The 12,244-nt window shown below is 68.7% G+C and carries 13 protein-coding genes; 10 read left to right on the forward strand and 3 right to left on the reverse strand.

Annotated features, from left to right (window positions below; genetic code table 11):
- Window positions 1-1,392: phospholipase D family protein (locus ACWELQ_RS21685; protein WP_452398871.1), on the reverse strand; the 1,392-nt coding region annotated here is incomplete at its 3' end.
- Between the two features lie 188 nt (window positions 1,393-1,580).
- Between ACWELQ_RS21685 and ACWELQ_RS21690 the strand changes: the two genes are divergently transcribed.
- The 7 genes from ACWELQ_RS21690 to ACWELQ_RS21720 all read left to right on the forward strand — a co-directional run bounded on the left by ACWELQ_RS21690 (window position 1,581) and on the right by ACWELQ_RS21720 (window position 5,838).
- Window positions 1,581-2,537, forward strand: a complete 957-nt coding sequence (locus tag ACWELQ_RS21690; RefSeq protein ID WP_452398859.1) for a YihY/virulence factor BrkB family protein — start codon at window positions 1,581-1,583, stop codon at window positions 2,535-2,537.
- A 21-nt stretch (window positions 2,538-2,558) separates the two neighbouring features.
- Window positions 2,559-2,966 carry a hypothetical protein gene (locus tag ACWELQ_RS21695; protein ID WP_452398860.1) on the forward strand — a complete coding sequence of 136 codons (408 nt, stop codon included), beginning with the start codon at window positions 2,559-2,561 and terminating at the stop codon, window positions 2,964-2,966.
- A gap of 83 nt (window positions 2,967-3,049) precedes the next feature.
- Window positions 3,050-3,295, forward strand: coding sequence for a microaggregate-binding protein 1 (gene mbp1 / locus ACWELQ_RS21700; RefSeq protein WP_452398861.1), 246 nt, complete (start codon window positions 3,050-3,052; stop codon window positions 3,293-3,295).
- A gap of 163 nt (window positions 3,296-3,458) precedes the next feature.
- Entirely contained in the window at window positions 3,459-4,025 is a 567-nt protein-coding gene (locus ACWELQ_RS21705) for a TerD family protein (RefSeq protein WP_452398862.1), read from the forward strand.
- Between the two features lie 58 nt (window positions 4,026-4,083).
- Complete coding sequence (locus ACWELQ_RS21710; protein WP_452398863.1) at window positions 4,084-4,350, forward strand: cold-shock protein; 267 nt, start codon at window positions 4,084-4,086, stop codon at window positions 4,348-4,350.
- Window positions 4,351-4,467: 117 nt separating this feature from the next.
- Window positions 4,468-4,974, forward strand: coding sequence for a flavin reductase family protein (locus ACWELQ_RS21715; protein ID WP_452398864.1), 507 nt, complete (start codon window positions 4,468-4,470; stop codon window positions 4,972-4,974).
- 99 nt (window positions 4,975-5,073) lie between these two features.
- Entirely contained in the window at window positions 5,074-5,838 is a 765-nt protein-coding gene (locus tag ACWELQ_RS21720; RefSeq protein ID WP_452398865.1) for an SDR family oxidoreductase, read from the forward strand.
- Between the two features lie 65 nt (window positions 5,839-5,903).
- Here the strand turns inward: ACWELQ_RS21720 and ACWELQ_RS21725 are convergent, their stop codons facing one another.
- Complete coding sequence (locus ACWELQ_RS21725) at window positions 5,904-6,845, reverse strand: hypothetical protein (protein WP_452398866.1); 942 nt, start codon at window positions 6,843-6,845, stop codon at window positions 5,904-5,906.
- Between the two features lie 92 nt (window positions 6,846-6,937).
- On the opposite strand from ACWELQ_RS21725, the gene ACWELQ_RS21730 reads away from it, so the two are divergent.
- The 3 genes from ACWELQ_RS21730 to ACWELQ_RS21740 all read left to right on the forward strand — a co-directional run bounded on the left by ACWELQ_RS21730 (window position 6,938) and on the right by ACWELQ_RS21740 (window position 11,791).
- On the forward strand, window positions 6,938-8,083 hold the full coding sequence (locus ACWELQ_RS21730) for a lycopene cyclase family protein (RefSeq protein WP_452398867.1): 1,146 nt from the start codon (window positions 6,938-6,940) through the stop codon (window positions 8,081-8,083).
- A gap of 270 nt (window positions 8,084-8,353) precedes the next feature.
- Entirely contained in the window at window positions 8,354-8,548 is a 195-nt protein-coding gene (locus ACWELQ_RS21735; RefSeq protein WP_452398868.1) for a hypothetical protein, read from the forward strand.
- Window positions 8,549-8,692: 144 nt separating this feature from the next.
- The gene (locus ACWELQ_RS21740; RefSeq protein WP_452398869.1) at window positions 8,693-11,791 is read left to right on the forward strand and encodes an NAD-glutamate dehydrogenase domain-containing protein; all 3,099 of its coding nucleotides are present in this window, start codon (window positions 8,693-8,695) and stop codon (window positions 11,789-11,791) included.
- A gap of 75 nt (window positions 11,792-11,866) precedes the next feature.
- On the opposite strand, the gene ACWELQ_RS21745 is transcribed toward ACWELQ_RS21740, so the two are convergent.
- Window positions 11,867-12,244, reverse strand: a 378-nt coding sequence (locus tag ACWELQ_RS21745; protein ID WP_452398870.1) for a helix-turn-helix domain-containing protein, incomplete at its 5' end; no start/stop codon positions are given.

The raw sequence follows: 12,244 nt of genomic DNA on the forward strand, positions 1-12,244 counted from the left end.
AGGGATTCGGAAGCGGAAAACGAGGTTGGACGAAGGCGCCGGACATGAACACTCCAGCCAAGAAATTGGATCTTCCCGGGCAAAAACCCGGGCCCCATCGGCGAATCGATCCACCGCGACCGGATCTCGCCGGTCGAGCGTCTCGTCGACGATCGCGCACGACAGCTCGGAATCGTGGGTCCACGATCTGCGATTCAGGTTGTCCGATCCGACCGTGGCCCACACATCATCGACCACACAGACTTTCGCGTGCACGTAAATCGGTGTCCCCGCTGGGTTTTCGATGCCGTAGACGGCCACCCGGTCGCCGCCGGCCTCACGCAGGCGATCGAGCGCCGCCTGCCGCCCGATCAGCTGCGGCGGCAGTGACAGTCGACCGTCCTGGTCGGGATGGTGTGGCAGCACGGCGATCAGGCGTAGATCCGGCGTGGCGCGCAGCGCCTCGGCGAAGCATTCGGCCACCTCACCCGACCACAAATACTGGTCTTCCAGGTAAATCAAGCTTCGGGCAGCGGCGAGGACCTTGCGATACGCGGCCGCGATACTCCTTTCCCCCGCCGGTGCGAAGGGATACCCGGGGTGTCGACGGGGGTAGGTGCGCAGCACCTGAACGAGCTGCGCACCGCGCGGACACGGGTCCGGCAGCTGGACGGGCAGCGGTCCCGCGGTGGAGTCCGCGTTCCGGAACGAATCGAGGATGCGGTCGAAGGGGTTGCGGTTCAACGGTGTCGGATCGTCCCATCGCTCCCGGAACACGGTCTCGATATCGCCGACGGCCGGTCCGCGGATCGCGAGCTGGATGTCATGCCAGGGCGGACGAGGGCCGTACACGGCGGCCATCGACTGCGGCTGAGGGTCGCCCCGATGCTGCGCGTCATCGCGGCGGCTATGGCACAGATCGATCCCGCCGACGAACGCCACATCGAACATCGGCCGACCCGGATGCCGGAGCACGACGAACTTCTGGTGGTGAGATCCTCCCGGGCGCACCCGCATATCGAGCAGACATTCGCCGCCCGCGGCTTCGATGTCCTCACCGAGATGACGGTTCTCCTCCTCGCTGAACGCGAAGGCGTCCAGGTGCGAGCGCCACACCAGCCCCTTGACCACGACTCCACGGGCCGCGGCCGCACACAACATTCGCGAGACCTCGATGCCCTCGTCGTCCATCGCCTCGTCCGGATCGCCGCGCCAATCGGTAAACAGCAACAGGTCACCTCGCCGCATCGCACGCACGCAGCGGAGCAGCTCGGCGAAGTACGACACGCCGTGGAGCAGGGGTCGGACCTCGTTGCCTGGCGTCCAGGCCGACCCGTTTCGATGCCGCCGGTCCAACCGGGTAGCGGGATTTCCGCGCTCGTCCGCGTTGATCAACCAGTCCGAAACACTCATCAGCACCTCGAGGAACCGTCCACTCTGCGGCACAGCGTCATCCGCTTCCAGCCGCCGTTCGGAAGACGGATAGCCCTGCCGCGCCGACGTATTCACGGATACGTCGGCGCCGTCCCGGCCGCGCCCGGCGGCCTGCCGTTATCCGGCGACAAGTCGGGGTATCCGGTCTTCGCGCGGAGGTAGAGACAATGATCAGACGACGGATCGACCGGCCTACGGAGCTGTTGTGGGGAGGCTGGTTCGCGGCGGCGCGAAGGGTTTTCGCGACCGTCTGGTCGAATCGGATCACCGACTGGGCCGCGGCGCTCACCTATTACAGTGTGCTGTCGTTGTTTCCGGGGCTGCTGGCGCTGACGGCCGGTCTGGCGCTGTTGGATCCGGCGGCCATCGATTCGCTGGTCTCGACCATTCGCGACCTCGGACCGAGCAACGGCACCGGCCTGGTGATCGACAGCCTCGGCCAATTGCGCGCCGCGCATTCGTATTCCGGACCACTCGCGGCGGTGGGTCTGGCCAGCGCGGTATGGACGTCCTCGGGCTATATCGGCGCGTTCATCCGAGCCTCCAACTCGCTGTACGGCGTCGATGAAGGGCGTCCGGTATGGAAGACACTGCCGCTGCGGGTGGGACTCACCCTCGCGGTCGGGTCGGCGGTCGCGGCCTGCGCGATCGGTTTGCTCGTCACGGGCGGTCTCGCGAATCGGGTGGGCCGCTGGCTGGGCGTCGGCGACACCGCCGTGCAGGTCTGGGGCATCGCCAAATGGCCGGTGCTGGCACTGCTGATGAGCCTGATCTGTGCACTGCTGTACTGGGCGGCGCCCAATGTCCACCAGCGCGGATTCCGCTGGCTGACCCCGGGAAGCTTTCTGGCGGTGTTGATCTGGGTGATTGCCTCGGCCGGGTTCGCCGTCTACGCGAGCCGTTTCGGCTCATTCAACAAGGTGTACGGCTCGCTCGCCGGGGCGGTCATCTTCCTGGTCTGGCTCTGGCTCGCCAATCTGGCGGTGTTGCTGGGCGCGGCGTTCGACGCCGAATTGGCACGCGGCGCCCGGATCGAGGAAGGGCACCCAGCCACGGAGAATCCCGTCCTGCCGCCCCGCGACGAACCCGGCGAGGCCGCCGAGACCGAACCGTTTCGAAGGTGAACGGCCGGGCATCCGCGGGCTGTGACCACTCGACTCGCCGTCCCCCTGTGCGCCCTCGCCCTGCTCTTGCCCGCCTGCGACTACGCGACCGGCGGCGATAAGTACCCGGGCACGAGTCCGACCAGCCAGCCTGCGGACTCGCCCTCCGCGACCACCAAAGATCTCGTGCCACCGCAGAATTCACGCTCGGTCTCGGTGCCCGCACCCATCTCCCCCGCCGAACTGCTGCACAAGACCTGCACCGACCTCGTGCCCAAGTTGAACAAGATTCGTCAGGATTCCGGACAGCAGGCGGTGGACCGCTCCGTCGACGACACCATCGCCGGATACCCCTCCTCCCCCGACTGGGCGGTGCTGACCGACGAGCAGCGCCGCGCGGTCATCGACGGCACCCGTGACGCCGCCACCGGCGGGTGTCCCGCGGCGTGACGAAACAGGTTGTGGGTGTGGCTGTTTCGGCTCCACAGGCCCGGGTAGATCCGAGATGTCCATCGAAACAGGAGGTAGATCCCATGTCCGAACACGACAAGAGCGGTGCCCGAGAAGGCGCGGAAGGCTTCGTCGAGGGTGTGAAGGGCAAGGCCAAGGAGGCCGCCGGCAGCGTCGTCGGCAACGAGGGCCTGCGCGACGAGGGCCGCGCCCAGCAGGACAAGGCGGAGTCCCAGCGTGATGCCGCGGCGAAGGAAGCCCAGGCCGAGAAGGACCGGGCCGAAGCCGCGGCCGAGGAAAAGCGCCAGCGCGCCCACCAGAACCGGTAAGGCCCGCACCGATCCCGGTGTCGGCGAATCAGCGACGCCTGAGTGTCGAACGGGCCGGTCGCCGAGAACGGCACCGGCCCTTTCGATTCGGCACCGCGGCAGTGACGGGTTCGAGTCCTCCAGCCTATTTTGTGACCCGGCGAGGCGGGTCGGGAGCGTTCCGATGTCAGATCTACTACTGCGCACTGTCGACGGCGAGCCGTTCGAGAGCATCGCCTTGGGCCTGGGGTGGGACCCGATGGACGGGGCGATCGCCATGGAGGCGGATCCGTTGCGCGCCATCGCCGATCGCTTCGATGCCAATCTCGCCGCGCTGCTCTTCGGCGGCGAAAATCTGCTCGATGTCGTGTTCTACGACCATCTGACGTCCTCGGACGGATCGGTGCGCCACACCGGTGACAATCTGACCGGTGAGGGCGACGGCGACAACGAGATGATCATCGCCGAACTCGATCGCATCCCGGGTCCGGTCACCTCCTTGATTTTCGTCGTAACTTCCTATACGGCAAGGCCGTTCACCGATACCTCGAATGCCTACTGCCACGTGACCGACCCGGTCTCGCTGCAAGAGATCGCCCGATTCGTCCTCACCGGTGGCCCGCACACCGCCTTCGTCGTCGGCAAGCTGACCCGGCTACCGCTGTCGTGGGTATTCACCGGCATCGGCGCCGGGCTCGCCGCGACCCACGTCGCCGAGTCGGTGCAGTACCTGGCGCCCTATCTGCCCTGAGACGGGCCGATCGAACCGGTCCGCCTCGTACGGACCGTCGTGACCGAAGGAGACCCACATGCCGGTGACCTCAGACGCGCTCGATGTCGGAGCGGAACGAATCGCAGCGCTCGAGCAACGGCTTCGCGGGGTCGTCCTGTGGTTCGACACGGCAAAGGGCTTCGGGTTCATCGCTCCCGAGCAGCAGCCCACACGACGGGTGTTCGTCGAATACTCCGGCATCGACATGCCCGGCTATCGCACCCTGGTCGAGCGCCAGCCGGTGACCTTCACCGTCGAACGCGACGAACGCGGCCTGCACGCCGCGACCGTGCGCCCACGCTAGGAGACGCCGACGCCCCGCCACTCGGTCGCGAGATACAGACCCACCGGTCTGAGTAGGCTGAGGATGCCGTGCCGAACCGAGCGGGTCAGACGGCGTCCGCGAAGCTGGAGGTGCGCCGTGCCACCCGAGGGACAGGACACGAACAGCGTGTTCGATCTCATCGTCGCGGGCACCGATGCCCCGGTCCTGGTCGTCACCGCGGTCGCCGATGGATATCAGGCGGGGTGTCTGGTCGAATTCGCGACCCAGGTCAGCATCGAGCCGCGGAGGTTCCTGGTCTGCCTGTCGAAGCGGAATCACACGTTCGAGGTCGTGGGCGGCGCGGATCATCTCGCCGTGCACCTGCTGTCGGACGAATCCCTCGCGCTCGCGCAACTCTTCGGCTCCGAGACCGGATTCGACATCGACAAGTTCGAACACTGTGAATGGCGGCGCGGACCGCATTCACTGCCGATCCTGGCCACCGCGTCCGCCTGGTTCACCGGTGAGATCCTGCGGCGCACCGACTTCGGTGACCACGTCGGCATGCTGCTCGCACCCACCGCCGCCCACGCTCCGAATCCCGTTCCACCACCGCTGCGCTACAGCGCGGTCGCCGACCTGGCCCCGGGCAACAAACCCTGACCTCTGTGATCGCACCGAACTCGATTTTCCCTGCGAATCCCGCACCCCCGCATGGGGCGAATCCCCGCAGATCACGTGACTGAAGTAACGTGCCTGCACATGAGTGACGACTTGGTGGGCAAGAGCGCGTTGGTGACCGGGGCCAGCCGGGGGATCGGGTTCGGGGTGGCGGCTGAGCTGCTGCGGCGGGGGGCCAATGTGGTGATCTCCGCGCGGAAGGCGGAGGCGCTGGAAGAGGCCGCGGAGCGGTTGCGGGGGCTCGGGCATGCCGGGAAGGTGGTCGCGGTCGCGGGGAATTCCGGGGATGCGGCGGCTCGGGCGGAGCAGGTCCGGACCGCGGTCGAGCAGTTCGGGTCGCTGGATGTGCTGATCAACAACACCGGGATCAACCCGGTGTACGGGGCACTCATGGATGCCGACCTCGACGCCGTGCGCAAGATCTTCGACGTGAATGTCGTTGCGGCGCTGGGTTATGTACAGGAGGCATACAAGGCGTGGATGGGTGAGCACGGCGGTGCGGTGGTGAATGTGGCCAGCGTCGCGGGGCTGCGGTCCACCGGGGTCATCGCCGCCTACGGCGCATCCAAGGCGGCGCTCATCCGGCTCACCGAGGAACTCGCCTGGCAGCTGGGGCCGAAGATCCGTGTCAACGCGGTGGCGCCGGGCGTGATCAAGACGAAGTTCGCCGACGCGCTCTACTCGGCCGACGAGGAGGCCGCGGCCGGGGTCTACCCGATGAAGCGGCTGGGCACGCCCGAGGATGTGGCCGCGCTCATCGGATTCCTCGCCTCCGACGAGTCCGCGTGGATCACCGGTACCACGGTGCGGGTCGACGGCGGGCTGCTCGCCACCGGCGGCATCTGAGCGACTGAAAATCCTTGCCCGGCACCACGATTCGGTGCCGGGCACGGTTTTGTCAATCGACCTCGTCAGCGGAACGCGAGCGCGCCGACGGTGTCCGTGCTGCGCCACTTCAGGTACTTGTCGACCGTGGCCTCGTCCACGGACGCCGTTCCCGTGACGGCGGTGTACACGACGTACTGGCCCTGCACAGCGGCCTTCCACTTGCCGGTTTCGAAGTCGGCGATGTAGCTGCCGTCGGGCAGGTCGATGTCCGTGTCGGCGAACTTGCCGTTGGCCGCGGTCGCCTTGCCGGCATCCGACATGGTGAGCACCAACTGGGTCAGCATGACCTCGCCGCTCTCGGCCTTCCACGCCATCTCCGAGGCGATCCGACAGCCGAGCCCGGCGATCTTGCCGGTCTTGTCGATCGGGCCGCAGGTGCTGTAGTCACGTCCGGAGACGTAGGTGGCCTGCAGCGCGACGTCACCCATCTTGAAGTTCCAGTCCTGGCCGTATTCGGTGTAGCTGAACGGCTTACCGGCCGGGGCGGCCTTGCTGGTGGCCGGGGCAGTGGTGCGGGTCGTGACGGGCGCGGAGGTGGTCAGCGCCGTCTCGGTGGTCGTCGGGGCAGCGACCGGGGAGCTGTTGTCGCCCTTGGAAACCAGCACGATCCCGCCGACGGCGATCGCCAGCACCACAATCGCGGCCACCACAACGCCGACGATGACTCCGGTCTTCGATTTCGGCGGCCCTGGCGGCGGAAACCCCTGCGGCTGCCCATAGCCCGCGCCCGGCGCAAATCCCGGCGGCTGCGCCTGCATGGCCGCCTGCGGATACCCGGGCTGCTGCCCATACCCGGGGTCCTGCGAATACCCCTGCTGCGCAGTCCAGTTCACCTGAGTCTGCTGCCAGCCCTGATCGACCGGCCCCGCCTCGCCGGTCTGCTGGGCGGGCTGATCCCACCAGTCCGGATTCGGCTCCTGTCCCGGAACATTCGAATGGCCACCGACACCGGGCGGATACGTCATCTGCTCACCTTTCACGACCCACTCGGGCCCTCCCCGGCCCGGCACACATTCCCGAAGCGTATGCGGAGCATGCGGCATGATCCAATCATCGGGTGACCGACGATCTGCTCATCTGCGGTGCGGGTCCTGCGGGCCGTGCCCTCGCCCATCGCGCGCTCGCGCACGGGCTCACGGTCACCCTGGTCGATCCGAACCCGCGGCGGCGCTGGATTCCCACCTATGCCGCCTGGGCCGACGAACTCCCGGATTGGCTCGCGCCCGACGCGATCGCCGCCACCGTGGACCGGCCTGTCGCCTGGACCCATCGCCGGATCGAACTGGATCGCCGCTATGTCGTCCTCGACACGGCCGCCTTGCAGGACTCCCTGGATGTGTCGGGCGCGCGCCTGCTCGAGGATCGGGTCGCCGAAATCACCCGCGCGGCACGCCACTCCGCCCACGGCCTCGACCTCCCGTCGGTCCGGCTGGCCTCGGGCCCAATCCTCCCGGCGGCCCGCGTCATCGACGCCCGCGGCATCGGCCGCTCCGCGAAACTGGCCGAGCAGACCGCTTTCGGAGTCATCATCGACCGTGCGCTGTGGCCCGACCAGGACACCTACTTCATGGACTGGCGCGACGACAACGGTGCGTCCCCGGACGCGCCGCCCTCGTTCCTCTACGCGGTCCCCCTCGGCAGCGACCGCGTCCTGCTGGAGGAAACGTGCCTGGCCGGACGCCCCGCCCTCACCCCGGACACCCTGCGCGACCGCCTGCACCACCGTTTACGTTCCCGCGGCATCGTTCTCACCGGCGACGAGCCCCTCGAACGAGTCCGCTTCCCCCTGCACGGCGGCCACCGCACCCGAGCCGCCTTCGGCGCGGCAGGCGCACTCACCCACCCGGCCACCGGCTACAGCGTGGCGGCCTCTCTGCGCCTCGCGGACGCCACCCTCGCGGGCGACCCGACCTGGCCCGCCTCCGCGCATGTCGTACACCTGTTGCGCCAGGCCGGATTACGCGCCCTGCTGTCGCTGTCCCCCGCCGACATCCCGCTGTTCTTCGACGCCTTCTTCACCCTCGCGGCCCGCGACCAACGCGCCTACCTCTCCGGCCGCGACGACCTCACCGGCACCGCGGCGGCAATGACGAAACTCTTCCGCGCCCTCCCCTGGCGACTGCGCCGCCAGCTCGCCACCGCGATCATCCAGCCGAGTCGCGGTGCATTTTACGGGAAATCGGAATCCGCACTGCGAGTTTGAAATTCATCGGCACGATATCGCCGAACCGGTGTCATGGTCCGATCGCTGATGGTGTGCTGTTGGTGTCGCGTTCCCGAATCGGGGAGGTTCCAACAATGTTCGACCTTCCACTATCCAGACGCACCGGCAGACCGCTGCCCGGTAAGCATCGACGTGCACGAGGGGGTAGGTGACGTGGACGGTCGGCCCGAAGTCGAGATCCGTGCGCTCCGCGACGTGATCGACGCTGTCGAAGATCGCTTGCGGCGCTTCGAATCGAAGGGAGGGGTGGTGACGGCGTCACGGTCCGAGGTGTACGCCACGGTGATCTATGCGGTGATCGCCAGCGCGGGGGCGTCGGGGCATTACGGGTCGGGCAGTCTCGCGTGCGCTCCGCTGCTGGAGGACATCCTCGACGGGCCCGAGGGCGAACCGTGGGAGAACGCGATCTACAACGCCGTCGTCGGCCGGGCACTGACCCGGTAGGCACCGCAACAGACCCCCGATCGGTCTCGACAATTCGGCGTGCCGTGACGGCCCGCGCACTCCGGTTCGGCCACTGTGTCCTGCGTCTCGGTGCGGCAGATTGACTGCGAAACCACCAAGGTCACGCGCAGGGAGTTGATTCGGATGAGTCTCGCAGCAGGGGTCGGCATGCTGGACCGGGAGCGGGGGCAGGCCGCGCCGCGGCTCGAATTCGTTCCGGGGGCGCGGCTGTCCCGGGCGCGGTTGACCTGGCGGGGTGCGGCGCCGTCGCTCACCGAGCTGATCGAGATCTTCTCCGCACTGGGTCTGCCGGTGCTCACCCACGAGGTGAGCTCCGAGGACGGCGGCACCGACGGCACCGAGCACCTGTTCACCTTCCGGACCGAGGGTCTCGCCGCGACCGAGCAGACGGCGGAGTTGCTGGCGGAGGCGTTCCTGGCCGCGACCACCGGCGAATTCGAGATCGACGGCTACACCGGCCTGGTCGCCGCCGCCGGACTGAGCTGGCGCGATGCCGTGCTGGTGCGGGCGGCCTGCCGGTACCTGCGCCAGGCGGGACTGCCGCTGGGCGGACCGACGATCACCGAAATCCTCAGCGGCCATCCGGATTTCGTGCGCGCCTTCGTCGCCCTGTTTCATGCCCGCTTCGACCCGGAACCGGCGGACCGAGCCCGCACGACCGAGCGGGCCGAGGCGGAAGCGCGCCGACGGCTGGAGGCCGCCACCACCCGCCCGGAGGATCAACTGCTGCGCGGCCTGCTCACCTTCTGCACGGCGATCCTGCGTACCAATTGGTTTCAGCCGGACCGTGCTGTTGCAGCGTTCAAAATCGATCCGTCGAAGCTGTCGCTCACCGGGCCGATCACCCCCTACCGTGAGATCTTCGTGCATTCCACGCGGGTCGAGGGCAGCCATGTGCGCGGCGGGGCCATCGCCCGCGGCGGCCTGCGCTGGTCGGACCGGGCCGATGATTTCCGCACCGAGGTGCTGGCCTTGATGAAGACCCAGACGGTGAAGAATTCCGTCATCGTCCCGATGGGCGCGAAGGGCGCCTTCGTGGTGCGCGGCGGCGGCACCGACGCGGCCACGGTCGAGCACGCGTACGCCGCGTTCATCGGCGGGCTGCTCGACGTCACCGACAATGTCGTCGACGGCGTGCCCGTCCCACCGCCGGACACCGTGGTGTACGACGACGCGGATCCTTACCTGGTGGTGGCGGCCGACAAGGGCACCGCCCGATTCTCGGATCTGGCGAATTCCCTTGCGGTGGCGCGTGGTTTCTGGCTGGGCGACGCCTTCGCCTCGGGCGGGTCCACCGGCTACGACCACAAGGCGCTCGGCATCACCGCGCGCGGCGCGTGGCGCTCTGTTCGCAGGCACTTCGCCGAACTCGGCATCGACCCGGACACCCAGCCCTTCACGGTGTCCGGTATCGGCGATATGTCCGGTGACGTGTTCGGCAACGGCATGCTCGAAACCGACCGGGTGCGTCTGGTCGCCGCCTTCGACCACCGCCACCTCTTCCTCGACCCCGATCCGGACCCGGAGCTCTCGTATCGCGAACGCACCCGCCTGGCCGCTTTGGAACGCAGCAGCTGGGCCGACTACGACCCGGCCGTCATCTCCGAGGGCGGCGGCGTCTGGCCTCGGACCGCGAAGTCGATTCCGCTCTCGCCGCAGGTACGACGGCTGCTCGGCGTCGACGAGCCGGAAATGACCGCGCCACAACTGATTCGCGCCATGCTCTGCGCGGAGGTCGATCTGCTGTTCAACGGCGGAATCGGCACCTACGTGCGGGCCTCCGCCGAACTCGACGCCGAGGTCGCCGACCCGTCCAACGACGAGGTGCGCGTGACCGCGGACCGGCTGCGCTGCCGGGTGATCGGTGAGGGCGGCAACCTCGGCCTGACCCAGCAGGCGCGCATCGAATTCGCGGTCGCGGGCGGCAAGGTGAATGCCGACTTCATCGACAACGCGGGCGGCGTCGCCACCTCCGACCGCGAGGTGAACCTCAAGATCGCGTTGAATGCCGCCGTGGTGGACGGGCTTTCGACGGTTGCCGAGCGCGACGCGCTGCTGGCGGCCAATGCAGGCGAGGTGGTGCGGGCCGTGCTCGCCGACTGCGACGCGCAGGCCCTGGCCATCAGCCTCGCCGAGACGCACGCGCCCTTCCTCGTCGACCGGCACGGGCGTCTCATCGAGAACCTGGAACAGGCGACCGGCCTGCAGCGTTCCGCCGAATTCCTGCCCGCCCCGGCCGAACTCGCGGCCCGGCAGCGCGCCGGTCAGGGCCTGGTGCGCCCGGAGATCGCGGTGCTGCTGGCCACGGCCAAGAACCTGGTCCGCGACGAACTGCTGGCCTCCGACGCCCCGGACGATCCGGTGGTGGCGGGACTGCTGGCCGAATACTTCCCAGCGTCGGTCCGCGACCGCGTGGGCGATGAGCGACTCGCCGCCCACCCGGTCGCCCGCGAGATCGTCGCGGTGACGGCGGCCAATCGGGTGATCAACCGGGTCGGCCCCGGCCTGATCCACCGCCTGGAGGAACGCCTCGGCGTCGACACCGCGCAGATCGTGTTGGCGTGCACCGTCGTCGACGAGATCCTCGACGTGGATCGCTGGTGGCGGGAGGCGCTGACGCTGCCCGGCGTGCCGCCGCAGGTCCGCATGGGTGTCCTCCGGGGTATCCAGGATGCGGTCGAACAGGCCGTCGCCTGGCTGCTCACCCATCGCGCGGCCGATTCCTGGTCCGCCGAAATCGGGCATCACGCACCGCTGGTCGCCGAGCTCACCGCCGCGCTCCCCCGCCCGGGCGGCCACCCCGGCCGCAATCAGGCCAACCTGCGCCTGCTCTCGCAGGCGCTGCCGCTCAGCGATACCGCGCGCCGCACCGGGCTGCCGGTCGCGCTGGTCGCCCAAACCTACCGGGAACTGGGCGAACTCATCGGCCTGGACCGCCTGGCGACCACCTTCGCCGCGACCCGCACCGCCGACCACTGGGAGACCCTCGCCGCCACCGTGCTCGCCGAGGAACTCCACTCCCGTTGGCACACACTGGTCGCCGCGGTGCTGACCGACGCGGCCGCCGACGATGTGGCCCGCGACCACGTCTCCCGCTGGAAGAACACCCCCGCCGCCGCCCGCCTGACGGACCTGGTCGCCCGGCTGCACCACTCCGGCACCATCGACATCGCCCGCCTGTGCGTGGTCAACGCCGAACTGTCCGCGGCAGCCATCGCGTAGCCAGCCGAGACGGTCGACGCCGAGCAGCAGACGGCCGGTGGGGAGCCGACAGACGCGAAGTGGCGGCCGCTGCGGTCAGCGCCGGGCGATGACCGCCAGCAGCAGTTCGGCGCGGACCAGGGCCTGGTCGAGCTGGCAGCCGAGCACCGATTCGATCTTCGCGACTCGGCTGCGCAGCGTATGGCGGTGCACGCCGAGGACATTGGCGGCGGTTTCCCATTGGCCGTGGGCCTCGAGGTAGGCGCGCAGGGAGCCGATGAGGTCGGTGCCGTTGCGCTCGTCGTAGTCGACGAGCGGTTGCAGCATGGCCTCGGAGACCGCCCCCAGCACCCGCTGCGCCTCCGGGAACGCCAGCAGCGCATGGCCCGCCGACGCCGCGAGCTCGAGCGGCCGGGCTCCCGGCAGCGCGGCGGAGGCCGCCAATTCGGCGTGCTCCACCGCGGCGGTGAAGCG

Source organism: Nocardia sp. NPDC004722 (genome assembly GCF_053601505.1).

Excerpts from the sequence above, each read along its gene's own strand:
- ACWELQ_RS21740 (WP_452398869.1), top strand. The coding sequence starts at position 8,693 with ATGAGTCTCGCAGCAGGGGTCGGCATGCTGGACCGGGAGCGGGGGCAG.
- ACWELQ_RS21720 (WP_452398865.1), top strand. The coding sequence starts at position 5,074 with ATGAGTGACGACTTGGTGGGCAAGAGCGCGTTGGTGACCGGGGCCAGC.
- mbp1 (WP_452398861.1), top strand. The coding sequence starts at position 3,050 with ATGTCCGAACACGACAAGAGCGGTGCCCGAGAAGGCGCGGAAGGCTTC.
- ACWELQ_RS21705 (WP_452398862.1), top strand. The coding sequence starts at position 3,459 with ATGTCAGATCTACTACTGCGCACTGTCGACGGCGAGCCGTTCGAGAGC.
- ACWELQ_RS21725 (WP_452398866.1), bottom strand. The coding sequence starts at position 6,845 with ATGACGTATCCGCCCGGTGTCGGTGGCCATTCGAATGTTCCGGGACAG.
- ACWELQ_RS21710 (WP_452398863.1), top strand. The coding sequence starts at position 4,084 with ATGCCGGTGACCTCAGACGCGCTCGATGTCGGAGCGGAACGAATCGCA.
- ACWELQ_RS21690 (WP_452398859.1), top strand. The coding sequence starts at position 1,581 with ATGATCAGACGACGGATCGACCGGCCTACGGAGCTGTTGTGGGGAGGC.